Origin of the sequence: Peribacillus sp. Bi96 (assembly GCF_918698115.1) — a bacterium.
In the GTDB taxonomy this organism is placed as follows: Bacteria; Bacillota; Bacilli; order Bacillales; family DSM-1321; genus Peribacillus.
This window is the reverse complement of record NZ_CAKKLV010000006.1, coordinates 220,770-244,149: the sequence shown is the minus strand read 5'-3', so window position 1 is coordinate 244,149 and position 23,380 is coordinate 220,770. Positions and strand designations below refer to the sequence as shown.

Annotated in this window: 31 protein-coding genes and 1 tRNA gene; 22 read left to right on the top strand and 10 right to left on the bottom strand. The window is 39.7% G+C overall.

Going from position 1 to position 23,380, the window contains the following annotated elements:
• Positions 1-105 precede the first annotated feature (105 nt).
• The 12 genes from mgtE to LQ203_RS10600 all read left to right on the top strand — a co-directional run bounded on the left by mgtE (position 106) and on the right by LQ203_RS10600 (position 7,426).
• Positions 106-1,479 carry a magnesium transporter gene (mgtE, locus tag LQ203_RS10650; protein ID WP_230157834.1) on the top strand — a complete coding sequence of 458 codons (1,374 nt, stop codon included), beginning with the start codon at positions 106-108 and terminating at the stop codon, positions 1,477-1,479.
• Positions 1,480-1,610: 131 nt separating this feature from the next.
• A complete protein-coding gene (fabI, locus tag LQ203_RS10645; protein WP_230157833.1) occupies positions 1,611-2,384 on the top strand; it encodes an enoyl-ACP reductase FabI in 774 nt (257 codons plus the stop codon).
• A 428-nt stretch (positions 2,385-2,812) separates the two neighbouring features.
• Positions 2,813-3,133: a hypothetical protein gene (locus LQ203_RS10640; protein ID WP_230157832.1), complete on the top strand. Its 321-nt coding sequence runs from the start codon at positions 2,813-2,815 to the stop codon at positions 3,131-3,133.
• A gap of 11 nt (positions 3,134-3,144) precedes the next feature.
• Positions 3,145-3,729 (top strand): hypothetical protein, encoded by a 585-nt coding sequence (locus LQ203_RS10635; protein WP_230157830.1) that lies wholly within the window; start codon positions 3,145-3,147, stop codon positions 3,727-3,729.
• 14 nt (positions 3,730-3,743) lie between these two features.
• Positions 3,744-4,109 carry a DUF1360 domain-containing protein gene (locus tag LQ203_RS10630; RefSeq protein WP_230157828.1) on the top strand — a complete coding sequence of 122 codons (366 nt, stop codon included), beginning with the start codon at positions 3,744-3,746 and terminating at the stop codon, positions 4,107-4,109.
• Between the two features lie 63 nt (positions 4,110-4,172).
• Complete coding sequence (locus LQ203_RS27510) at positions 4,173-4,307, top strand: hypothetical protein (RefSeq protein ID WP_290370570.1); 135 nt, start codon at positions 4,173-4,175, stop codon at positions 4,305-4,307.
• Between the two features lie 120 nt (positions 4,308-4,427).
• Complete coding sequence (locus LQ203_RS10625) at positions 4,428-4,925, top strand: YhcN/YlaJ family sporulation lipoprotein (protein WP_230157827.1); 498 nt, start codon at positions 4,428-4,430, stop codon at positions 4,923-4,925.
• Positions 4,926-4,943: 18 nt separating this feature from the next.
• Positions 4,944-5,414 carry a stage V sporulation protein AC gene (gene spoVAC, locus LQ203_RS10620; RefSeq protein WP_230157825.1) on the top strand — a complete coding sequence of 157 codons (471 nt, stop codon included), beginning with the start codon at positions 4,944-4,946 and terminating at the stop codon, positions 5,412-5,414.
• A 3-nt stretch (positions 5,415-5,417) separates the two neighbouring features.
• Positions 5,418-6,443, top strand: coding sequence for a stage V sporulation protein AD (gene spoVAD, locus LQ203_RS10615; RefSeq protein ID WP_230157824.1), 1,026 nt, complete (start codon positions 5,418-5,420; stop codon positions 6,441-6,443).
• 16 nt (positions 6,444-6,459) lie between these two features.
• Complete coding sequence (gene spoVAE, locus LQ203_RS10610; RefSeq protein WP_057278904.1) at positions 6,460-6,816, top strand: stage V sporulation protein AE; 357 nt, start codon at positions 6,460-6,462, stop codon at positions 6,814-6,816.
• Positions 6,817-6,917: 101 nt separating this feature from the next.
• The gene (locus LQ203_RS10605; protein WP_230157823.1) at positions 6,918-7,058 is read left to right on the top strand and encodes a YjcZ family sporulation protein; all 141 of its coding nucleotides are present in this window, start codon (positions 6,918-6,920) and stop codon (positions 7,056-7,058) included.
• Between the two features lie 113 nt (positions 7,059-7,171).
• Positions 7,172-7,426, top strand: a complete 255-nt coding sequence (locus LQ203_RS10600; protein ID WP_034314458.1) for a stage VI sporulation protein F — start codon at positions 7,172-7,174, stop codon at positions 7,424-7,426.
• 66 nt (positions 7,427-7,492) lie between these two features.
• Here LQ203_RS10600 and LQ203_RS10595 read toward each other — a convergent pair whose 3' ends face one another.
• Positions 7,493-9,766, bottom strand: coding sequence for an ATP-dependent helicase (locus LQ203_RS10595; protein ID WP_230157822.1), 2,274 nt, complete (start codon positions 9,764-9,766; stop codon positions 7,493-7,495).
• 151 nt (positions 9,767-9,917) lie between these two features.
• On the opposite strand from LQ203_RS10595, the gene LQ203_RS10590 reads away from it, so the two are divergent.
• Positions 9,918-10,211: a hypothetical protein gene (locus LQ203_RS10590; RefSeq protein ID WP_230157820.1), complete on the top strand. Its 294-nt coding sequence runs from the start codon at positions 9,918-9,920 to the stop codon at positions 10,209-10,211.
• Between the two features lie 55 nt (positions 10,212-10,266).
• Here the strand turns inward: LQ203_RS10590 and LQ203_RS10585 are convergent, their stop codons facing one another.
• From LQ203_RS10585 to LQ203_RS10565, 5 genes are all read right to left on the bottom strand, one after another.
• A complete protein-coding gene (locus tag LQ203_RS10585) occupies positions 10,267-10,755 on the bottom strand; it encodes a spore coat protein (protein WP_230157818.1) in 489 nt (162 codons plus the stop codon).
• Between the two features lie 235 nt (positions 10,756-10,990).
• Positions 10,991-11,254, bottom strand: a complete 264-nt coding sequence (locus LQ203_RS10580; protein WP_230157816.1) for a hypothetical protein — start codon at positions 11,252-11,254, stop codon at positions 10,991-10,993.
• A gap of 162 nt (positions 11,255-11,416) precedes the next feature.
• Positions 11,417-11,842: a GNAT family N-acetyltransferase gene (locus LQ203_RS10575; protein ID WP_230157814.1), complete on the bottom strand. Its 426-nt coding sequence runs from the start codon at positions 11,840-11,842 to the stop codon at positions 11,417-11,419.
• Positions 11,843-11,846: 4 nt separating this feature from the next.
• A complete protein-coding gene (locus tag LQ203_RS10570; protein ID WP_230157812.1) occupies positions 11,847-12,362 on the bottom strand; it encodes a YjcG family protein in 516 nt (171 codons plus the stop codon).
• A gap of 86 nt (positions 12,363-12,448) precedes the next feature.
• On the bottom strand, positions 12,449-13,171 hold the full coding sequence (locus LQ203_RS10565; RefSeq protein WP_230157810.1) for an alpha/beta hydrolase-fold protein: 723 nt from the start codon (positions 13,169-13,171) through the stop codon (positions 12,449-12,451).
• A gap of 192 nt (positions 13,172-13,363) precedes the next feature.
• Between LQ203_RS10565 and LQ203_RS10560 the strand changes: the two genes are divergently transcribed.
• Positions 13,364-13,921: a phosphatidylglycerophosphatase A gene (locus LQ203_RS10560; protein WP_230157808.1), complete on the top strand. Its 558-nt coding sequence runs from the start codon at positions 13,364-13,366 to the stop codon at positions 13,919-13,921.
• A gap of 25 nt (positions 13,922-13,946) precedes the next feature.
• Here the strand turns inward: LQ203_RS10560 and LQ203_RS10555 are convergent, their stop codons facing one another.
• Complete coding sequence (locus LQ203_RS10555; protein ID WP_230157806.1) at positions 13,947-14,168, bottom strand: hypothetical protein; 222 nt, start codon at positions 14,166-14,168, stop codon at positions 13,947-13,949.
• Between the two features lie 215 nt (positions 14,169-14,383).
• Here LQ203_RS10555 and LQ203_RS10550 point away from each other — a divergent pair.
• Positions 14,384-14,455: transfer RNA gene (locus tag LQ203_RS10550), tRNA-Val, on the top strand.
• A 51-nt stretch (positions 14,456-14,506) separates the two neighbouring features.
• Here LQ203_RS10550 and LQ203_RS27505 read toward each other — a convergent pair.
• Positions 14,507-14,635 (bottom strand): hypothetical protein, encoded by a 129-nt coding sequence (locus LQ203_RS27505; protein WP_290370568.1) that lies wholly within the window; start codon positions 14,633-14,635, stop codon positions 14,507-14,509.
• Between the two features lie 55 nt (positions 14,636-14,690).
• Positions 14,691-14,822, bottom strand: coding sequence for a hypothetical protein (locus tag LQ203_RS27500; protein WP_290370567.1), 132 nt, complete (start codon positions 14,820-14,822; stop codon positions 14,691-14,693).
• Between the two features lie 362 nt (positions 14,823-15,184).
• On the opposite strand from LQ203_RS27500, the gene LQ203_RS10545 reads away from it, so the two are divergent.
• The 5 genes from LQ203_RS10545 to LQ203_RS10525 all read left to right on the top strand — a co-directional run bounded on the left by LQ203_RS10545 (position 15,185) and on the right by LQ203_RS10525 (position 20,711).
• The gene (locus LQ203_RS10545; RefSeq protein WP_230157804.1) at positions 15,185-17,551 is read left to right on the top strand and encodes a xanthine dehydrogenase family protein molybdopterin-binding subunit; all 2,367 of its coding nucleotides are present in this window, start codon (positions 15,185-15,187) and stop codon (positions 17,549-17,551) included.
• The gene (locus tag LQ203_RS10540) at positions 17,551-18,387 is read left to right on the top strand and encodes an FAD binding domain-containing protein (RefSeq protein WP_230157802.1); all 837 of its coding nucleotides are present in this window, start codon (positions 17,551-17,553) and stop codon (positions 18,385-18,387) included. Before LQ203_RS10545 ends, LQ203_RS10540 begins: the two co-directional genes overlap by 1 nt.
• Positions 18,388-18,879, top strand: a complete 492-nt coding sequence (locus tag LQ203_RS10535) for a (2Fe-2S)-binding protein (RefSeq protein ID WP_290370566.1) — start codon at positions 18,388-18,390, stop codon at positions 18,877-18,879.
• 75 nt (positions 18,880-18,954) lie between these two features.
• A complete protein-coding gene (locus LQ203_RS10530) occupies positions 18,955-20,007 on the top strand; it encodes an XdhC/CoxI family protein (protein WP_230157801.1) in 1,053 nt (350 codons plus the stop codon).
• A 68-nt stretch (positions 20,008-20,075) separates the two neighbouring features.
• Positions 20,076-20,711: a nucleotidyltransferase family protein gene (locus LQ203_RS10525; protein ID WP_230157800.1), complete on the top strand. Its 636-nt coding sequence runs from the start codon at positions 20,076-20,078 to the stop codon at positions 20,709-20,711.
• A 401-nt stretch (positions 20,712-21,112) separates the two neighbouring features.
• Here LQ203_RS10525 and LQ203_RS10520 read toward each other — a convergent pair whose 3' ends face one another.
• Positions 21,113-21,361 carry a hypothetical protein gene (locus LQ203_RS10520; protein WP_230157798.1) on the bottom strand — a complete coding sequence of 83 codons (249 nt, stop codon included), beginning with the start codon at positions 21,359-21,361 and terminating at the stop codon, positions 21,113-21,115.
• Between the two features lie 650 nt (positions 21,362-22,011).
• Between LQ203_RS10520 and truA the strand changes: the two genes are divergently transcribed.
• Both truA and LQ203_RS10510 read left to right on the top strand, forming a co-directional pair.
• A complete protein-coding gene (truA, locus tag LQ203_RS10515) occupies positions 22,012-22,749 on the top strand; it encodes a tRNA pseudouridine(38-40) synthase TruA (RefSeq protein WP_230157796.1) in 738 nt (245 codons plus the stop codon).
• 74 nt (positions 22,750-22,823) lie between these two features.
• Positions 22,824-23,348, top strand: a complete 525-nt coding sequence (locus tag LQ203_RS10510) for a type 1 glutamine amidotransferase domain-containing protein (protein ID WP_230157794.1) — start codon at positions 22,824-22,826, stop codon at positions 23,346-23,348.
• Positions 23,349-23,380: the final 32 nt, after the last annotated feature.

Here is a 23,380-nt window from a genome sequence, read left to right as displayed (position 1 = left end):
CCTTTGTTTGTTTTGTATATGTTTATGGTATTAGTATAGTATTATTTAAAAAAATAAAATATAAACGAAGAAATAAAAAATAAGTTTTATTGGAGGTGTATAGCTATGGAAGAGTTGAAGGAACGGGATAGTAATCAAATGAATTATGAGCTATTGCTTGACGCACTTAAAACGGAAAACTTAGATCAGTTCCGCACGGAGTTTCTGGAAATGCATCCATATGATCAGGCCCAATTTTATACAAGCCTGTCGGATGAATTTCGGTCAGTTGTGTACAAATATTTATCTCCGGAAGAAATGGCTGGTCTATTTGAAAACATTGAAATAGATGAAGAGAATTACGAAAGCCTACTTGCTGAAATGAATCCTTCTTACGTAGCCGATATGCTATCCCATATGTATGCAGATGATGCTGCAGACGTTTTGAATGAGATCAATGATGAGCAAGCCGTAAGCTATTTAACGATCATGGATGATGAAGCAGCCAGTGAAATCCAGGAGCTTTTGAACTATGAGGAATCAACAGCAGGAAGCATAATGACAACAGAGTTCATAGCTATTGAGGCGAACGAAACAGCTCGTTCCGCGATGCAGATTTTAAAGCGTGAAGCACCGCAAGCGGAAACGATTTATTATGTATTTGTTACGGACCAAGATAAGAAACTGCTTGGTGTGCTATCGCTCCGGACCTTGATTATCGCAGATGAAGAGGCTTTAATCAGTGAGTTAATGGATGACAGGGTAGTATCCGTCCCTGTATCTGAGGACCAAGAAGAGGTGGCCCGGAAAATAAGGGACTATAACTTCCTCGCTGTACCTGTTGTTGACTTTCAAAATCATTTGTTAGGGATCATTACAGTTGATGATATCATTGATGTCATGGACGAAGAAGCATCCGATGATTATTCTAAATTAGCAGGTATATCAGATCTCGACCACGTTGATAAGGGGCCATTTTCGGCTGCAAAAAAACGGCTGCCATGGTTGGTCATTCTTTTATTTTTAGGCTTATTGACTGCGAGTTTGATTGGTCGATTTGAAGAGACACTGAGCCAAAAAGCAATTCTTGCCGTTTTTATTCCATTGATTGGCGGCATGGCTGGAAATACAGGAACACAAGCATTGGCAGTAGCGGTCAGAGGAATCGCAACAGGGGAATTAGAGCAGGAAAGCAAGTGGAAACTGGTCCTTCGAGAGGCTGGAACTGGACTTATTATTGGCCTGACATGTGGAATTGCTATCATTTTTATCGTATATTTTTGGCAAAACGATTTAATGCTTGGATTATTGGTCGGTATTTCGATTTTCATTACGTTAATTGTTGCCACACTCGCCGGATCGCTTGTTCCGCTCCTCATGCATAAAATGAAGATTGACCCAGCCGTAGCTTCTGGTCCTTTCATTACAACCATAAATGACCTTATCAGTATACTGATTTATTTCGGATTGGCCACATTATTCATGGGGTATTTATTATAAGCGAAGTATGCCTTCGTATGAATGATAGTCCAAGGAGTTCAGAAAACGGTGTTTTTATAAAAGGAAATTTGATATACTATCTTTAGTAGCAGGTACTAATAACTTGTATTAAAAATAGGAGGTCACATACGATGACTTTTTCATTAGAAGGAAAAACGTTTGTCATTATGGGTGTAGCTAATAAAAGAAGTATTGCTTGGGGAGTTGCCCGTTCCTTACATAAAGCAGGTGCAAAGCTGATATTCACGTATGGAAAAGATCGTACAGAAAAAAGCGTGAGAGAACTATCTTCCACATTGGAAGGAGAACCTTCCATCATTTTACAATGTGATGTGACGAAGGACGAAGATATCGAGAAGTGCTTTGCCACAATTAAGGAAAAGGTGGAAGTCATCCATGGTGTTGCACATTGTGTGGCTTTCGCTAACAAGGAAGAACTTGACGGTGATTTCGTCAACACGAGTCGTGAAGGGTTCTTGCTTGCCCATAATATCAGTTCTTTCTCTTTAACGGCTGTCGCTAAAGCGGCAAAAGAAATCATGCCAAACGGTGGCAGCATCATCACGATGACCTATCTTGGCGGTGAACGAGTCATGCCAAATTATAATGTAATGGGAGTGGCTAAGGCTTCACTTGAAGCCAATGTTCGTTATCTATCAAGTGATCTTGGTAAAGATAACATTCGAGTGAATGCCATTTCAGCTGGCCCGATACGTACGTTATCGGCTAAAGGAGTCCGTGATTTCAATACAATCTTGAAGAAGATTGAGGAAGAGGCACCACTTCGTCGTACGACGACTCCTGAAGAAGTAGGGGATACGGCAGTATTCTTATTAAGCGACATGTCCCGCGGGATAACCGGGGAAAATATCCATGTGGATTCTGGTTATCATGTAATTGGATGACTATAAAAGTAGGGGGCCGTTATCGGTCCCCTTTTTGTTGATTTTCCACTGCTATGTCATTCTGGCCATCAAGAGGGTATCTTGATGTTCTGCATCCCCCAAATGGATCGGAATATGTCATCTTCCAAAGGAATCCTCCCTTCGCTCTGTTATTCTGATTGGTGTTTTTTCGAAGTGACCACCAAATCAAAATCTTCCCAAAAGAAAGTAGAACGGAAATCCACCCTTCCCCCTCTTTGCTCCATTAATCCCCTACATATACAAGCTTGGATGATGTCCTTATATCTATAGCGGGAGCACATCTCCAGCATAAAAAAAGTTGAATTTCATATAAATGATACATAGAGCAGATATTCATTGTTTGGTGAGAATCAGCATAAACCTGCTTTCAACCCTATTTTGGGCCAATGAAAAAGGAGGAGGGCATCATGGACGTGAAGAAAATCAATCTGCCTTGTGCTGTTGGTAAACAAACCGTACACGATACGCTGAAGAGAAATTTGAAATTGAATTTGAATGAAAAAAGTATCAGCACGCCATATAGTGCCGAGGAATTGGTGGAGCTATTGTCCCGACTTCCAGCCTTTGCACCTAAGCCTGTATGTAAATTCATCATCAATGGTCGTACACTGTTTGGAAAATTGGAACAAAAAAAAAAATCCAGTCTGTATATAAGACATAAATTTGGAAAAAAGGTTGTTCAATACCATATCGAACAGCTGCAGTCTGTGGATATTCTGAAATATTAAGGGGGATTTTCATGTCAGAGAATAATGGCGATAAGGAGTCCAAACCAATCTTATATGTGGATCAGACAAAAATATCCGATAAGCGAGGGAATATGCAAACTGATTTCCGAACGAAAAAAGTCAAATCTCAAAATACGGCAGAGCCCGAACTTGAGGAAGTAAAGGATAATGAAGCGGAGCATAAAGAAGAAAAAATAGAAGAAGTTAAACGTGAATTTGGTGTATATGATGCGATGAAGGAAATTGAATCAGAGATAAGTGCAATTAGGAAAATTACCAATCAATATGTTCCTGAACAAACCCCTGTTGAACAAATCGAACATCCTGAACAAATAGAAAAGGAAATCGAAAAGCCAGTCAAGAAAAGAAGGAAGAAGGTGGAGGAAAAAGAATCTTCCCGCGACATCATTTCCCGATTATCCAATCATCAAGGTTTTCCAAAGCCATTATGTGAGGCGACTATTAACGGAGAAACACTTAAGTTTCATGTATTGGGAATGAAGGGGGAATCCGTGAAGATAAAAAGAGGGAACCATATTCGCTACGTCGGTCTCCCGGATATTATCGATGCCAAAATAATTGAAGAATCCAAGTGAAGGAGTAATATTGAATGTTTCTCCCACAAAATGAGTTCACCTTGTTTCTAATATTAGGCTTGGCCTCTTTTAGGCTGACACGTTTGATCGTTTTCGATAAAATCATGGAGCCGCTACGCCGCCCATTTTTTAACGAGATAGAGGAAAAGAATGAAGCAGGAGATGTGGAAATATATTTATTGCCCAAAGAAAGGGGACTGCTTGGCTGGGGTGGACAATTGCTTAGCTGTTTTTGGTGTGTGGGTGTCTGGGTCAGTCTTTTTCTGGTTTTCCTTTATCTAAATCGTTGGTTTTTGGGGGACGTCCTGATTTTGATCCTTGCCGTAGCAGCTGTAGGTGCGATCATTGAGGTTACTATTAGCAAAATTATGGACATTTGATTGGAAACAACTTGTCTCTTCATTCATATAGTATGTTAGAGACAGTAAAGGAGGAGTCATACATTGTATAATAAACAGAATCCGTGGGCTTATGCCCAACCGATGAAAAAAGATCAACCGGTCAAAATCAAGAAAGACTGTGGCTGTAACAATAATAATAATAATAATAATAATAATAATAAAAATAAAGGCTATTGAGTAATAACAAAAAAACCTTTCCAATTAGGAAAGGTTTTTTTGTTTCCTAATCCTACCATTCATAAAAAACCGGTTAATTCAAGAAAATAATACTAGAACGATAAATTAGGATGTGATTCTATGTTCAGACAAGGAAGATATTTTTATGGCAGCTTGATTTTTTTTGTGGTTGCTTTGTGTTTACTAACTGCCTGTAGCAGTCAGGAGGACGGAAAAACAGAGAATTTAGCGTTGATTAAACGTACGAATCCTGAACCGATGGATATCATTAATGGGATGGATCATGAAGATGAAAAAGGACTGATTTCAAAGGTCAAGGAAACAGTTGCTAAAGAAGATACCATTTATGACGTGATCGTTGTGAAAAATGGAAAAAAGATTATCGTCGCTTATAAAGTTAAGCACTTACAACGTTTTCATATGAAGAAGATTGAAAAGAATGTGACAGGACATCTGGAAGAAAAGTTTCCCAAGTATGAATTTATCGTATCGAGCGACTATAAAATCTTTTTGGAATCTGTAAGATTGAACGAATTGCTCAAGAAAAAAGATGTTCCCGAGAAAAAGGCAAGAAAGAAGTTCAAGGAAATTGAAGGACTACAAAAAGAGTTAATTTAGAAAGAGAGGTTCTGCACTATGAGTGGCAAGGAGAAAACGACACCCCAGCAGGATGCTTATCAACAGCTCCAAGGGAAGCATGAAATCAAAAGACCTATAGTGAAAAATTGTTTGAAAGCCTTTTTAGTAGGTGGGATTTTTTGCATAGTGGGACAAGCAATTTCTTACTTCTATATTTATTTTTTTAACTTTACGGAACAGACAGCTGGAGGTCCAACAACTGCAACCATGGTGTTTCTGGCCCTTTTAATGACCGGTTTCGGGTTTTACGACCGCATCGGGCAGTTTGGTGGGGCAGGGAGTGCCGTCCCTGTTACAGGCTTCGGTAACGCAGTCATTTCAGCTGCTATCGAGCACCGGACGGAAGGATTTGTTCTTGGTGTTGGATCCAATATGTTTAAGTTGGCCGGATCGGTGATTTTATTTGGAGTTTTTTCAGCCTTTGTCGTGGCACTGATTAAAACGATTTATCTCATGATTGGAGGCTAAGCGATGTTAAAGGGAAAACAAACATGGATGTTCGCCAATAAACCGGTCATTTTGGAAACAGGGGTAACAGGTGGTCCATTTGAGGCAAATGGAGAAATCGCCGGTGATTTCGATATCCTGTACGACGATTTGTGGATGGAGCAGGATTCATATGAGAAGGCCCATCGTCATTTGATGGAGAAAGCGGTGGAGCTTGCATTGGAGAAAGGTGAAATCGACAAGGAGCAGGTACAGTTTTTCTTGGCGGGTGATTTAATCAATCAGATTACACCAACAAGTTTAGCAGCTAGAACCAACGGCATTCCGTATTTTGGTTTGTTTGGAGCCTGTTCCACTTCAATGGAAGGGCTCGCTTTAGCTGCCTTCATCACCAATTATGGTGGGGCGAACTATGTGTTGACAGGAGCCTCGAGCCATAATGCGGCTGTTGAAAAGCAATTCCGCTATCCAACTGAATATGGAGGACAAAAACCTCCTACAGCTCAATGGACGATAACGGGTGCAGGGGTGGCGCTTGTTGCTCCAAATGGAAGCAAACAAGGGGAATTTCCCCAAATTGTTTCAGCCACTATCGGCAAGGTCATTGACATGGGGTTGAAAGATCCCTTCAATATGGGGGGAGCGATGGCTCCGGCAGCCGTCGATACGATTCTTGCACATTTCAATGATACGGGAATGACCCCGGATGATTATGATTTGATCATTACGGGTGATTTAGGACAAATAGGCAGGGAAACAGCCATGGACTTATTAAAGCAAAAGGGCCAATATATCAATCAGGAAAAATTCAAAGATTGCGGCTTGATGATCTTTAAGAAGGACCAGCCTGTTTTGGCAGGCGGCAGTGGAGCGGGATGTTCAGCAGTGGTTTTATATGGACATATCCTTAATGAAATGATTCAGGGTAAATATAAAAAAATCCTGCTCGTTGCAACAGGAGCATTATTGTCACCGCTATCCGTCCAACAAAAAGATACGATACCATGCATTGCCCATGCGGTGGCCATAGAGTATGGGATGAAATCATGAAAAAGGAGAGATTTGGATGTTAGCAATGTTTTTTTGGGCCTTTGTCATCGGTGGCTTGATTTGCGTAGTCGGCCAGCTTCTATTCGATGTTGCTAAGCTGACACCAGCACATACGTTAAGCTTGTTCGTTGTAATTGGAGCGGTTCTTGGCGGGTTTGATCTATATGAACCACTTGTTGACTTTGCAGGTGCAGGAGCAACCATACCAATCGTTTCATTTGGGAACTCGCTAGTGAACGGGGCCATGATGGAATCGGAAAAACATGGTCTTGTTGGCGTACTGACAGGTATGTTCGAAATTACGAGCTCCGGTATCTCAGCAGCTATCATCTTTGGATTTATCGGGGCTTTAGTTTTCAGACCAAAAGGATAAGATTAGCGGAAATAGGCAGCCTGGACTAGGACATGGCCTATACATATTTGTCCAGACCTACATATGTTATCAGTAAGCTTTAGCGAGAGCGAGGTGATTTTATGTTTGGTTCTGGTGGCTACGGTTGTTGTGGCGGCGGCGGTTATGGCTATGGCGGCGGCTATGGCGGTGGAGGCTCTACTTTCGCGATAATCGTTGTATTGTTTATCCTATTAATCATTGTAGGGGCTTCTTTCTGCTAAATTAAAAGGAATAGGCGGAAGAAGCCTATTCCTTTTATTTTTATTTATAAGGGCCTAGCACCATTTTTCTGATCTTGCCATAGGATAGGTACAGAAAAGGGAGGGGCTTAGGTATGGATAATAACTTTTTTAAAAACATAGAAGGTAAAACGGGCGTAAATATGAAGGATGTATTAGAATTGGCAAATTCTCTACAAGGAGCCAATTTCAAGGATGAAACGACTGTTAGAAACGTTATAAAGCGTGTTTCAAAAATAGCTAATAAACCGGTCAATAAGGAAACGGAAGATAAAATCGTCCATTCCATCGTGGCTGAAGGAAATAAACTGGATTTCGGTACGATTTCCAATATGATAAATAAAAAATGATAAACAAAGAGGCCTGCTATTATGCAGGCCTTTTCTATTTTGCAGGGAAACTTCATTCACTCTTGGTCAAAGCTTCAAGAAGCGAGATGGATGGGCGGTTCGTCCACGTCTCGTTTGCAAGATCGAAAGGTAAAGATCCTGTTTTGCCCGGGTTGCTGCTACATAGAGCAATCGTCTTTCCTCTTCAAGAGGGGAAAGTTCCCCTTTTCGGTATGATTCTAGTGCGAAATCATGAGGAATGCTGCCGTCGACAGCAGCAAGAACATAAACGGTTTGATACTCAAGCCCTTTGGAACGGTGTATGGTTGTAAGCTGTATCGCATCCTTAAAATGTTTAGACAGCTGTTTTATTTCTTGAACCATGGCAGTCATATGGTCGACATGTTCAAGGAAAGCAGCGACTGTAGGAAAACGATTTGCTGCCACCTTTAGGTCGCGGATGTCATCTGAACCTTTTTCAAGGTTCGCTTCATTTCCGCGTTTTTTAACATATTCCTGGTATCCTAAATCTTTCTCGATGATTTCTAAAGCTACGAGCGGCGACATAATTTTTAATGAACGGATCAGACCTGGGATCGTTTTTAATTTTCGTTCTTGAAAAGCATGTCCCGTCTTAACAAAAGCAAATGCATCAATAAAATCACAGTCCTGGAGGATTGTCTGTGCTTTTAACTCCTGTAATATACTTTGTTTTAAAAATAAGGCGGAAAGGACATCGGATGCTGCCTTGCTATCATGGGGATATAAACTCAAGCGCATAAAGGCGAGCATGCCTCGAATGACCCTGCGCTGATAAAACGAATCCGCATCTTTTTCAATGACAAATGGCAGGTTGGAAGCGGCTAACCTTTCAAAGATGGCCCGCGACATCGTGTGTGTCCTGTACAAAACTGCGAAGTCCCCAGGGTTCGCTCCTTTGGATATTTTTTCTTGGATATCAGATACGATCATCGTTGCTTCCAATTCTTCATCATAAGGATAAAACAATACAGGAGGATTTCCAGAATCATGCTGTGCCCGCATCTTTTTCTCCATACGGTTCTGGTTACGCTTGATCAAGCGGTTCGCAGTTGCGACGATTTCATGAGAAGAGCGGTAATTTTCGGTTAGCTTTACAACTTGTGATTGAGGAAAATCATGATTGAAATTCAAGATATACTTTGGATCACTTCCCCGGAAGGAATAGATGGATTGGTCATCATCTCCAACCGCACAAACATTTTTTGATTCAGCAGAGAGGAGTTTTATCAATTCATATTGAACTTTATTGATATCCTGAAACTCATCAACCAAAAAATATTGAAACCTTTGCTGATATTTCTTTAAAAATTCCGGGTGGTTTTTTAAAAATACATAACAGCCGACAAGCATATCATCAAAATCATATTTTCCTGTTTGTAGTTTATACTCTTCATATTTCTTATATAAAAATAAACAGGATTTCTCCCACTCGTCAATCGGTTGAATATCTTCAGGAAAAGCCAATGAGTTTTTCCAAAGTCCAATTTGTTGGAGTGCTTGATCATAGGCAAATTCCTTATCATCAAGTTCCAATTCCCTGCCAGCCTGTTTCAATACCTTTTCTTTTTCCCACTCCCATTTTAATAGGAAATCGCGCTGCCATTTGGATGGTTCGTGAAAAATTAGGATTTTATAAAAGATGCTATGAAAGGTCCCGCTAACAATTTGAGAAACAAGGGAAGGAGTCATATAAGGATAGCCGAGCAGACGCTGCTGCATTTCCTTTGCAGATTTCGCCGTAAAGGTTACAAGCATGATACTTTTTGGGTCAATCTTTTTCACTGTGAGCATATAGGCCGTACGGACCGTCAATACTCGGGTTTTGCCGCTGCCGGCTCCTGAAAGGACGAGAATTGGTCCATCGATCGTCATTACCGCTCTTAGTTGCTCTGCATCGAGAACAACCCCGGATGAAGATAATTCCTGAAAGTATGGTTCCTCTAATTGTGCCAGGGCATGTTGTTTATCTGAATATTTCGGATTGCCGGTTATGGGCCGGCTTTTAAGGAAAGGTTCCGTAATGGTTTTTGTTTCCGTAATGGTTCGTGATGTAGGAATCCTAAATCCATTCTGTTCCATGTATTCTAATGGCTTGTCCTCAATTATTGGTGCGGAATTTGGCATTTCACAGGGCACCTGCGTTGGGTCACTGTGATAAAAATAAGGTGTCTCATGGATTCCAATAAATAATTTCACTGGTTTATGACAAATGATACAAGAAAGCTGATCACGTTTTCCTTTTTCAAAAAGTGTCTGCAGCTCACCAGCTGAAACGGTATGTAAATGTACGATTTCAGTGCCAGATTTTGCTTGATTCATATAAATGGATACCTCTAATCTATTAAAAATATCGGCAATACTCATCATACCAGAAGATTAAGAAAAAAGAATGCGGAAATCATGTTTAATTATTGTTCCCAGCAGGGTAATTAAATGACAATATGACCATTTAAATAAAGGAGGGATCACGATGGGATACATAGCTCCTGTCACACAATTTGATTATATTCAATATGCCAACCGGACGATCGAAGCTGCAGAGAAAGTAAGAATTGTTAATGGGACGACACCCATTCAGCCTATCCGTTTTGATCAGGTGTTGGAAGAAAGGGGAAGCTTTGAAGAATTCAAGCAAGTTCAATATCATAATCGGGAAAGAAGGGATGGAGCGAGCACCTATAAAATTCAAATCGGCAGGAAAGTTCACCAAGAAATAACGGCTGAAATGACTGGAAAAGGTGGGTACTTCAACAAAATTGTGTAGTGTTGCTATGAAAAACAAAAGAGGACACGCGAAGTGTCCTTTTTGTGTTGATTTCTTAAAGAATGTCAATTTCTACGATTAGAGCTAACAATAGTTGAAGTAATAGTTGGATGTTAAGAGCGATTTGTGCATCAGTTGTTGTAATGTCGATATCACGGCTGTTTTCAACAATTGTTTTTTGGCGCGTGATTTGTTTAACATTAGAAGATTGGATTAATTCTTGAGTAATTCTGTCAGCATTATCAGAATCTGCAATGGAAATGCTTACGATGACCGCAATTGCAGCTTGTAGAGCAGTTTGAAGAGAAAGGGCCGCTTTAACATCCGTTGAAATGACATTTACATTGCAAGAATCTTTAATGTAAATAAGTTCTTCAGAAAGCTGAACTTGACTATTATCCTGTCTTGCCTCTTGGTTAATCCGTGTTTCATCGTCGTTACAGAATCCTGAAAGGGGATGTCTGGAAGCGGAATCTAGAGCCGACCATGATCTATCAGAGTCTTCATGTGTGTTACAGTTGCTACGATATACATTTTGGTTCATGTTGTTTTTTCCTCCTTAGGTTTTATTCCCTATTAAAATATGCTTTGATGGGTAATCGGGTTGGACGAATAAATCAGTTAATTCGTCTATTTTTTAAATACTTAGAAAAAGTATTAGTGTGTGGGGGATGCATGATTAAGAAGCTGGAGCTTTAGGAATGAAATGTAAGTGCTGCTATGTCTGGGTTTACTTATTTCTCGCCAGCAAGTAAGGTTTGATTAGGTGATATGGTGCGTCATTTATCTTTGGAATCAGTGAATTTGTTGTGAATGGAATTTGTAACTGGATTAACATCATGTTCCGTGATGTTCGTTTCTTGGTTTATGATTTTTTGTGATTGCTCTTGTAAATAGCGAACGGTTTCTCTAAGATTGTTTCTCTCTCTTTCAGTTAGATCGACTTTTTCCTTTTTGAAACCATGTTTTCTCATAGTCCTCGAAACCAGCAGTTCCATCAGTCTTTTTTGAGACTCCTCCAGGTTAAATTCATTGTTACCCATAAAATTTTCCCTCCTTCTTGCTTTCTATATATAGACTATGTATTTTTGCGAAGATTGCCATTGAACGGAAATGGTTTTTTTTATAAAACGATAATTTAAGATCATGAACGAACAAAAAAAGCTGTCCAATCAGAAGACTGAAGGGACAGCTTTTTTATATCATTAAATGGTTTTCATCATCGTTTTATGTGGAATGCCAGCATCCATGAATTCGTCGGAAACGACCTCATACCCTAATTTCGAATAAAAAGGAATCGCATGCACCTGGGAATCAAGCTTCAATTGAGGTACTTCCTGCTGGATTGCGTATTCCTCAATAGCGTTCATGATCATGGCACCGGCCCCGCTCTTTCGGCCCGATGACAGTACACAAATGCGCTGGACTTTACCGATGTTATCGATGACCCTGAAGCGGCCTGCACCGATTGGTTGTTCCTGCTCGTTATATAAAACGAAGTGGGTAGAGACGTCTTCGTATTCATCGATCTCTTCTTCAAGAGGAACGTTTTGTTCGTGGACGAACACTTTTTTTCTAATCATATAAGCATTTTCGCGATCTAGGGTGGTTTCTGCAATTTTTACAAACACGAAATCATTCAGCTCCTAATCTAAATGTTTCATATACGGTCCAAGCACCGTCTTCAAGCTGGTATAACAAGTGAACTCGCTTAACTTCTTCTTCATGGCTGACATCAAGCATGCTTAATTGGCCTAAAACATCAGAATGCTCATTATCGGATAAATCTTGAGCGATGGTAATATGCGGGACAAATGCATGTTCACTTTCACTTTTCATGAAGTCCTCATTGTTAAGTGCATCATGCAGCTCTTGAAGTCCTTCGGATAATTCGACTTTGAAATAAATGGTATTGCTTACGGGTTGGAAAGACTTCACTTTCGTTACGTTCATCGTAAAGGGCTTGCACTTTTGGGCAATACCTTTTAATTGATCTGCAATCGACGAAATTTCCATATCCGTCGCTTCAAACGTTGGTTTAAGCGTTAGATGAGGTGGAATGAAAGCATATTTCGTATCATATCTTTTTCGATAGGAATTAGCTAAATCTTGAAGTTTTTTTGAAGGGAAGATTGCAACACCATATTTCATAAATAAAACCTCCTGATATTTTTATTGTTGTATTTTAGTTGGATATGTTTTCCTGAAACATTTCTAAAGAGATGATTTCAAAAATGTTAGAACATTTCCAATAGTGCTCTTTTTAAATCCGCCTGCCAATATTTCCAGGTATGATTACCTTCAAATTCTTCATAGAAGCATGGAAATCCTTTTTGGTTTAATAATTTATGCAATTTCCTGTTAGGGTCTATGAAGTTTTCCCGATTGCCATCCGTAGTCGGAACATCTGTTTCCCCAGTCCCGATTACATGGTAAAGTTCGAGGAGATGCGGATCCTCAAAATTACGTACAGCATCCATTACGGCTTCATTGGCAAGTGGAGATTGCATGATGCACTTCCCGAATGTATGGGGATATTGCAGAGCGGCCAATAAAGAAACTGTACCACCAAGAGAATCGCCAATCAAAGCTCTGCCATGTCCCATTTGATAGGTTGGAAATTCATCATCTAAAAACGGGACAAGCTCATGGGCTAGAAAGCGTATGTATGCAATGTGCTGTTCCCCGTCAGGATGATATTTGCGTCTGCGGTCAAAACGGTCTTTATAAGGAATGCCGACAATGATGATATTTTCAATCTCATCGTTCCCTAACAGCTCATCGGCTACGCGACCAATTCGGCCCATTTGAAAATAATCACGTCCATCTTGAGCAATGACGAGCGAGTATTTATACAGTGGCGAATAATTAGCTGGCAAGTAAACAAGTAGTTCCAATTCTTCTGCTAATGCTTCACTTTTAAACATGTACTCTTTAATCGTGCCTTTGCGTAAACTCATTTTCCCGCACCTCAATGATAATTAATAATGAAAAACAACTTACTAGGCTATTTTAGCATAGCCGCGCGACTTTTTCCCGTGGCAAGAATTTGGAATAGAAAATTTTTGATATGTATTCTAAAAATTTAGATAATAAGATGGTATAATACAAGGATATAGAAAAATAATACAATAGAAGAGGTGGCGAAATAAATGGCAGATGTACACGTACACAGCAGGGAAGTAACAAAGGCGGCTAAACGAACATTAATAGAGCGCGGTGTCAGTGTGGAGGCCATCGCTAAAATTGTTTATGAATTGCAAATCCCATATAAAGCAGATTTAAGACTGGAGGAATGCATCCGAAGCGTTGAGCGTGTCCTTTTGAAGAGGGAAATTCAACATGCCATTTTAGTCGGTGTGGAGCTGGATAAACTGGCAGAGCAAAAGAAGCTATCAGAACCGCTGCAATCCATTGTTGAATCTGATGAAGGATTATTCGGAGTGGATGAAACGATTGCTTTTGGTGCTGTACTAGGATATGGAAGCATTGCAGTAACGACCTTTGGCCATTTGGATAAAAATAAAATAGGCGTCATTCACGAACTTGATAAGAAGCAAGAAGGAATCGTGCATACCTTCCTGGATGATATCGTTGCAAGTATTGCCGCGAGTGCCGCCTCAAGATTAGCTCATCGTCTGAGAGATGAAGAAGAATCGCTAACTGAACAAGAAAAGGACATTCAGGAAGAAGAAGAGTTAATCGGGTGAATCTTTATGGAATAATCACGAATTTTCATCCGGATTTATCATATTTAGCCTTAATGAGGCGGGCAGAAAGGATATTGTTCAATTTAAATGTTCTTTTTGTCTGCCTTAGAAAACAGAAAGCGTGAATATGGCCTGGATATATTTCAAGCACCTGAATTTTCCGTTGTGTAATTTTTCCTTTTTCGGAGAGATAAATAATCTCCAATGGAGCGTTTTCTTCCAGATGTTTACGAAGTATATATTTCATTCCTTGTCACTCCTTTGCTAACTTACTTGCTTTTATTGTATGCGAACGTACGTTTTGTATGCAAGTAAAAAAGGGAACGTTTGTTTTGTTTTCTTTGCAGGAGGAAAATAAAAGTAAGAAATTAAAACTTTATTAATATAATACGTTGACTTTTTATCAAAAAAACTTATAATAAAATATGTACTTAAGTAATTAACCAGCTAGTCATTACATACGACTTGTTAGCTCAGTGGGAGAGCACTTCCTTGACAGGGAAGGGGTCGTGGGTTCGAATCCCTCACAGGTCATCAATTGCCAAAGGCTTAAATCCTTGATATAACAAGGATTTGGGCCTTTTTTTATTTATTAATACTGAATGCGATGAGAACAACTTGTAGAAATTTCAACACGTCATCATCTTCGTTTGGCATCAAATGGACGTGATTTGTTAACGTGATTGTAGAATCCGAATGTCCTAAACGTGCCACAAGACGATATCTCCCCCTTCAGAAATCAAGATGGAGTGCTGGATATCTTGAAACCTTAAACTAATGGATGTACATATGCCGCTTCAAAATGAAACGTTTCATCACGCGTAACATGTTCCGTGGATCTTGTAGGGTCCCGGTCTCCGTAAAGCTTAATCTCTTTATCTGTAAACATCTTTATACACATTTAACATTTCCCCAAATTCTATTTTCTTCATTATTAAACTACCTATAAGAAGCCTTTTTTTAGTGTCTGGACTATAAATGAGTAATGAGATGGGCTTTTCTTTTTAATTTTCCCTTTCTCTCGTTGGGTTGCAAGAAAGGAATCAAGTATTGCAGCAAAGACGGTATGCTCATTTATTTTATCAACAAAAGGAGATGCCCCTTTTGATTCAAGTATCGGTGGATTCTTTCACTATAAGCATCTGGAGGGATCGGCTTTTTTCTCCTCTTTCTCATTCCATTACATAACACGGGTTCTCAGTTCTAAAAAAGTACTTCAATTAATAAGATTTTATAGTTGTGTGTGATAAGAGGAGGGAACGTATGAAACAATATCGTGTTATTGGAAAAAGCGTTCCAAGGAAAGAAAGTTGGGATAAAGTCTCCGGGAGGGTAAAGTATATTGATGATTTTCAAGAAGTCGGTACATTGCATGTAAAGCTATTGACGAGTCTTTATGCGCATGCCTCTATAGGAAAGGTTGATACAGACGAGGCTTGGAAGGTACCGGGAGTGCGTATGATTGTAACGGGAGAAGACTATCCACTTTTGATTGGGACTACTATTAAGGATCGCCCATTGCTTGCCTTTGACAAGGTTCGGTATTATGGAGAGCCGATTGCAATGGTCATTGCTGATTCCGAAGCGATTGCCATTCAAGCGGTTTCTTCGATACGTGTTACATATAAAGTGCTTCCTGTAGTGAATTCACCTGTGCAGGCTTATCAAAATGATGCCCCTCTTGTTCATGAACAAGTAGAACAATATCAAATAGATCAAGATGCTGACGGAGAGGGGGCGTCCGGAGGTATACATCCGGTGCCAGGTACAAATATAGCGAACCGTCAAGGAATTCGCAAGGGTAATATTGATCGGGGGTTTGCTCAGTCTGATTTCATCGTAGAAGAAATATTTTCCTTTAATCAATCTGATCATACGGCGATAGAAACGAGATGTGCAGATGTAGAAATTAAAAAGACCGGAGAAGTTATAATACACTCTGCCTCTCAGGAACCGTTTGAAATGAAAGAACTGATTAGTGAAACATTTAATATTGATGAAGGAAAGGTGCAAGTTCATATCCCGTTAGTCGGCGGATCGTTTGGTGCTAAAACCAGTGTGCAATTAGAACCGCTGGCATATGTTGCTTCTAAGGCTGTAGGCGGTAGAAGGGTACGGCTACGCAATAGTCGGGAAGAAGACATTGCTACTTCCCCCGTTCATATTGGATTACATGCAAAGGTTAAAATGGGGTGTACAAAGGACGGGAAATTACAAGCAATAAAACTTCATTTTTTATTTGACGGTGGTGCTTATGCAGAAAGAGCAATCCCAGTTAGCAAGGCCGCAGCGTATGATTGTACTGGGCCATACGCTATAAAAAATGTATGGTGTGATTCATTATGTATGTATACAAACCATCCGTATGCAACGGATTTTCGGGGATTTGGGAGAACTGAGGCAGCTTTTGGAGTAGAAAGAACAATAGATATAATGGCAAATAAACTGGGGATGTGTCCGTTGGAATTTCGTTTGAAAAACGCGATACAGCCAGGTGACACGTCGCCTACACAAGTTCTTTTGAATAAAAGTAATCTTGGCGATATCAGGGAATGCTTGTTGCAGCTAAAAGATCTTATTGATTGGGATAGAGGACAACGAATTGACATTTCGGATCGGATCGTACGGACAAAAGGAATTAGTTGTGCGTGGAAGAATGGAGATCCACCTCCAGGTGTTGGAGCAGGTGCCATCTTAACCTTTAACTCCGACGGGTCTGTGAACATTAATAGCGCGGCTGTAGAGATTGGCCAAGGGACGAAAACAGTACTAACACAAATGGTTGCTGAAAAAATGAAATTGAGTGAAGATGAAGTGTTTATACAAATGGAGGTAAATACACAGATGTCTCCTGATAATTGGGAGACTGCAGCGAGTCGAACAACGTTTATGTCCGGAAATGCAGTTCTTAGAGCTGTGGAAGATGCAATCAGGCAATTAAAAAGAACGGCAGCCATTATTTTGAAAGTTCCAGTAGATGAGTTGGAGGTCGCTAATAAAAAAGTATATAAGAAGACCTCACCTAATATTTCAATAGATTTTTCCGAGATTGTGTATGGCTTTATATTTCCAGATGGCAAAGTTGCAGGAACGCAGGTTGTTGGTAGAGGGACATATATGATTCCAGGAATTACGGACATGGATCCGGTAACGGGAAAAGGTGTTCAGGGACCTGAGTGGGGTGTGATAGCACAAGCGGTGGAAGTTGAATTTGACAAAAGGGATAATACTTTTAAGTTAATCCGCGCTGTAAGTGTAGCTGACGCAGGTACAGTATTGAACTATAAAGGCGCTGAAACACAGGTGATGGGCGCGATGAATATGGGACTAAGCTTTGCTACGAGAGAAGGATTTCTGTATGACGACGAGGGCAGAGTCTTAACCACACAATTTCGGTCGTATAAAGTGATGCATTATGGTGAGCAACCCGAGTATATCGTCCGATTCATTGAAAATCCAGTAAAGGGTGCCCCATTTGGTTCCCGGGGACTAGGTGAGCATGGGATAATGGGTATGCCTGCAGCGGTTGCAAATAGTTTATCCCTCGCAGCAAATGTTTCACTACAACAGTTGCCTCTTACTCCAGAGTTCATTTGGAAGACAAGGCTCAAAGCGGGGGAGGTGTATTAATGCTCCCCTTCAATTTTGAATACTATCGCCCTTCTTCGATTAATGAGGCAGTGGAATTATTCGAAAAGCTAGATCAAGATGGGAAGAAACCGATCTATTTAAGCGGTGGAACGGAAATTACTACACTCGGAAGGCTAAATCAGATTTTCACAAAGGCAGTGATTGATGTAAAAGGTATCCCTGAATGTAATGCCCTGGATTTTAAGCAAAATTCTGTTGTTGTTGGAGCAGCCCATACCCTAACACAAGTTTGGGAATCGAAAATATTACCCTTGCTTGGCGAGGCTTGTGTAAAGATAGGGGACCGTACATCGAGGAATCAAATTACGCTGGGAGGAAATCTAGCTAGTCAAATCATCTATCGCGAAGCCGTACTCCCATTGCTGCTATCTAATAGCACTTTTGTAGTCGCGGGCATTGACGGTATTCACCAAATCTCAGTTCATAAGATTTTCAAAGAAAAGCTGCTTTTAAAGCGGGGGGAATTTCTCGTACAAATTAAAGTTAATGGAAAATATCGAAACAAACCATTCTTTATTGAGAAAAAAAGGAAGAGTGAAAGAGTGGATTATCCGCTTATAACCATAGAAACATTAAAAATTGATCGTTCCATTCGGTTAGCGATAAGTGGATTGTGTGCTTTTCCATTTCGATCTTATGAGATGGAGAAGGAGTTAAATAAAACAGGTATATCCCTTGAGGAAAGGATTGACAAGGCCGTGCTTCGAATCCCGGCCCCAGTAATAAGTGATATACGCGGCACAAGTGAATATCGTATATTTGTCCTGCGGAATACACTTCTCGATGCGCTAATTGATTTAGAAGGGGTGAGATAAGTGAATGATGAATTGACGCTTGATATAAATGGAGAACAGCGGGTGGCGACTGTTAGAATGGCAGATACGCTTTTAGATGTTTTAAGGGAAAAACTTGACTTAACAGGAGCCAAGCGCGGCTGTGAGAACGGTGATTGCGGTTCCTGTACGGTGCTTGCAGACGGTTTGCCGGTAAAGTCATGCATGATGCTTGCAGTGGATGCTATCGGTAAGAAGCTCACTACGATCGAAGGATTACATGACGATCCTATGCAGCATGCTTTTATTGAGAAATGGGCTTTTCAGTGCGGGTATTGTACATCAGGATTTATTTTGAACGCTCGTGCGCTCGTGAACCAATATCCAGACGCAACCGATGAGATCATGGAAGAATGGCTCAGTTCTAATATTTGTCGGTGTACTAGTTACCAGGAAATTCGAGAAGCCGTAAAATCGGTTTTAAAGGAGCAGCGTTTCAATGTAGGAAGACCAAGATCAAGAAACAAACGTTAGTATTCCACTGGTAAAGTACATTAATTATGAAATTAGGCTATTTGGTTCCTAAAGAATAAGGCAATGGGTGATCAGATGAGTGAATTCTATCGATATATAAAAAAACTGAATAAACAAAAAGAGGATTACTTCGTAAGGGCAACTGTCTTTGAGGTATTGGGGTCAGCCTATCGGCATAAAGGAGCAACGATGTTCTTCGGAAAAGATGGTAAACAGTATGGTACTTTAAGTGCGGGCTGTTTAGAAGAGGATTTATCTTATCATGCTACGGAAGTGATGACTACTTTACATTCTAAGATTGTTGAATATGATCTATCTTCTGATAACGACATACTGTGGGGAATTGGATCAGGCTGCAATGGGAAGATCAAGGTCCTGCTTGAACCATTCGGGTGGAGCTATGTACCACCAAACCACAATCAGCCAGCATTGCCCGTAATAGAACGGCTTCTCGATGATGGAAAATCCATTTTTATTGTAAAAAGCATAGGAGGGAAAGTAGCAGCAGGGACTATGATTTATTGTTCAAATGATGAAATGGTGACCGGTCATATAATAGACCAAGGCGTTCAGCGAAGATTAGTATCCTATTTAAATGAGTTTTCTGTTTTAGGTACCGAATTTCAGTATACAGTTGTACATGATTTAGAAAGTGAATTTATTTTCGAAAGAATCAAACCTAGGGATACGTTATACATTTTTGGTGCAGGTCCAGATGTGGAGCCTGTTGTTAAACTTACCTCGGCTTTCGATTTTGAAACGATAGTTATTGATCCAAGAAGCGATAGGTGTAATCGAAATTTCTTTCCATCTGCCGACGTTTTAATCAATGAGCATCCCGACGTTTTTTTAAAGGAAAACAGACTACGAGAAAATAGTTATGTCATAATAATGACCCACAATTTCTCTCGGGATAAACAAATATTATCGTTATTATTGGACCAATCTCCTCCCTGCTATATTGGAATATTGGGCTCAAGAGTCAGAACAGAACGTTTACTCCCTCCAAAACAATTGCTTGATAAAATCCATTCCCCAGTGGGCCTAAATATCGGTGCAGAAGGACCAGAGGAAATTAGTATTAGTATTATGGCTCAGCTTATACAATTCAGAAAACTTATTTGTTGAAAAATGAAAAAGGAATATCTTTAATGCCCATCTTTATTGTTGGACTATAAATCCATGGTGAAAAATTTATGAATGATAACATTAGAATTTCTGCTGTAATTCTTGCGTCAGGTATGTCTAAACGAATGGGCACCACTAAACAGCTTTTAATGTTTCAAGGAGTGCCACTCTTGGAATATACAATTCGGAAACTCCTTTTTTTCCCCTTTATTAAAATTTATGCAATTATCGGACACAATTCGAATGAAATCATGAATTTGATTGATATAAAGGATCAACGGTTTGAATGGATTTTTAACAATATGTATCAAGAAGGACAAAGTGCGGCTTTACAAAAAGCCATAAGGACTATAGAAGATGTGGATGGGATGATGGTGTTCTTGGCGGATCAGCCATTGATTCTTGATGAAACAATCAGGCAAGTATTTAATGAAGCTGCAACACGAATGAAAAAACAGGAACCGAAATGTGTCGTACAGCCTTCCTTTTCCGGAAAAAAGGGACATCCGGTGTTCTTTTCATCTACATTGTTTCCTTTTTTTAAGATGCTGCAAGGTGATGAAGGTGGTAAACGTATCATAAACCACTCCAGAAACCACCATATTATACCAGTAGGTGACCCGGGAATTTTGTTCGACATCGATACTCCGGAAGATTATCAGATCCTATTAAGTAAGGATAGTTCAGTACCCTTTCCTGAATAGAAGGATAATTATTTTTATCCTATTGGAATGTAGTCATTGTATAGGTTAATTGTTTACGTTGGAAGTACTGTATATGTATAGATCTATCGCAATTAAAATTTCATGCTAGATTCTTGAATTCTTAAATAGAGTCCGCTTTGACTTCTAATGGCTGGCCGCCGTTTCTGATCCAATTCCACCTCTCTGTCAGCGATTTTCAACATAAGCATAAGGTGACATCATATCTTCGGGGCCTGCCATTTATGAAATATGACACGTATACAAACGAAAATCAACACGTTAATGAAAACGTATACGATGTATGTTAAGGAAACAATAAAATGTGGTCATTTAGGTCTTTGGTTACGGTCTTCGGTCTTAACGGGATTTCCTTTTAAAAAAACAGGACCATATGAAATGGTCTAAGTTCTTCTGTAGTAAATTGGAATGGTTCCTATTGGAGTAATCTGGATTGGAGAAGGGTCCAATACAACTGGTACAGGAGGAAGATGAGAAGGACCAACTTTTTTACCTCTTAGACTTTGTTTATTTCTTTGACCATTATCTAATTTTGGAACGTGTTCGTTAAAGTAGTGGCTCTTATATTGAATGCCATCAATTTCATCATTACGACCAAATAAAAAATCATCAAATTTTCTTTTAGAAGCCATTACGTCACTCCTGATTAAAAGTTTTTCAATTTGTATACCCAATATATACAAAAATCGATTAATTGATTGGGCCAGATGGAGAAACTATTAAGGGTGTTTTCAGTTTTTAAACGTAAAATTTTAAGGGAAAGGGGCGTGTGCTCGAATCCCTCACAGTTCTTCAACTGCCAAAGGGATTAAATCCTTGATATAACAGGGAGTTGGGCTTTTTTTCTGTATAAATTTCTATCGATTTATTCCTTTATGTTTATGCATTGACCAAAGACTTCACAGTATCGGCATGTGACGGTGAATCGTTCGTTGCGTGACGTTAGCCTCTTTGGTACACTATGCAGAAGTACATTTCACTTCGATTGCTAGGATTTGCTATCGAATGGCATAAATATGATGTATGATCTTTACATAAATCATCGTCCTTGTTAGCAGAGGGGTGCTCCCAAACAAAACCTGAAAGTGGGGAGCATACTATCCGTTACTGCATTCGCTCTTAACTTGTGGAACTAGTAACGAAGTGCATAATACAAATCCAATCTTACCTTAACAAAATGTGTTTCTAAGAAAAAAACCATATCTTCCCTCATACAGCAGGAGTTGTATGGGGGCTTGTATTATATGAGGGATTTTCTGTTTAGATACTATAGGAGGAAGCAATGAACAATTATAAATTGACCATTCAATATGATGGCGGGCGCTATAAAGGCTGGCAACGACTCGGTAATAGTGATGATACGATACAAGGGAAAATAGAAAATGTATTAACGGAAATGGCAGGGGAAAAAATTGAGATCATCGGTTGTAGCAGAACGGATGCCGGTGTACATGCCTTTGCTCAAATAGCCAATTTTAAGATCGGTGAAAATCTGACTGAAGCTGAAATCATGAATTATTTGAATAGATATTTACCAAGAGATATCAGCATTGTCGAGGTTAGGCTTGTTCCTGATCGTTTTCATGCCCGTTATAATGCTAAGGATAAAACCTATTTGTATAAAATCTGGAACGAGCCATATACAAATCCTTTCATGCGAAAGTACAGTATGCATGTAGAGGAAAAGCTGGATATCACAAGAATGAAAAAAGCATGTCAATATTTTATAGGCGAACATGATTTTACTTCTTTTTCAAATGCAAAGTCCAAGAAAAAATCCATGGTGCGTGAAATATATTCCATTGATATAGAAGAAAATGACGGCTTCATCGAAATTACAGTGAGAGGCGATGGATTTCTTTATAATATGGTTAGAAAGATTGTCGGGACATTGATAGAAGTTGGGTTGGGTGAAATCGATGCTGAAAATATACCGAGTATTTTAGAGTCAAAAGAAAGAATCCAAACGGGCCGTATGGCGGAGGCAGCTGGGTTGTACTTGGTGAAGGTTGATTTTTAGACCAAATATTGCTGCGTCGGTTAATGCATGTAAAGTGGACAGGCAGTAGAAAATACGAAAGAAGGGGAGATTTGATGAGGTTAGCAGGAAAGAAAATTATCAGTCTTGTGCACCATGATTTTGAAGATTTAGAGCTCTGGTATCCGATCTTACGATTAAAAGAAGAGGGAGCGATCGTTCACCTCGCTGGAGAAAAGGCGAATGAAACATACATTGGAAAATATGGTGTACCAGCCGTATCCGATTATGAGTATGGCAGTATTAAAGCTGAAGAATATGATGCCATTCTTGTCCCGGGCGGTTGGGCACCTGACAAAATTCGTCGATTTCCTGAAGTGATATCACTTATCCAAAGTATGGAAGAAAATAAAAAACCCATCGGGCAAATTTGTCACGCTGGTTGGGTATTGATTTCTGCTAAAATTTTACAAGGGAAAAATGTAACGAGTACCCCTGGCATTAAAGATGATATGGAAAATGCAGGGGCAACTTGGATAGATAGGCCCGTCGTAGTAGATGGAAACCTTGTATCAAGCAGACGTCCGCCTGATCTACCGGATTATTTAAGGGAATTGATTTCCGTGATTGAAAAACGTTAAAACATAATAGGGTGAAAAAGTGGTTTTTCCTT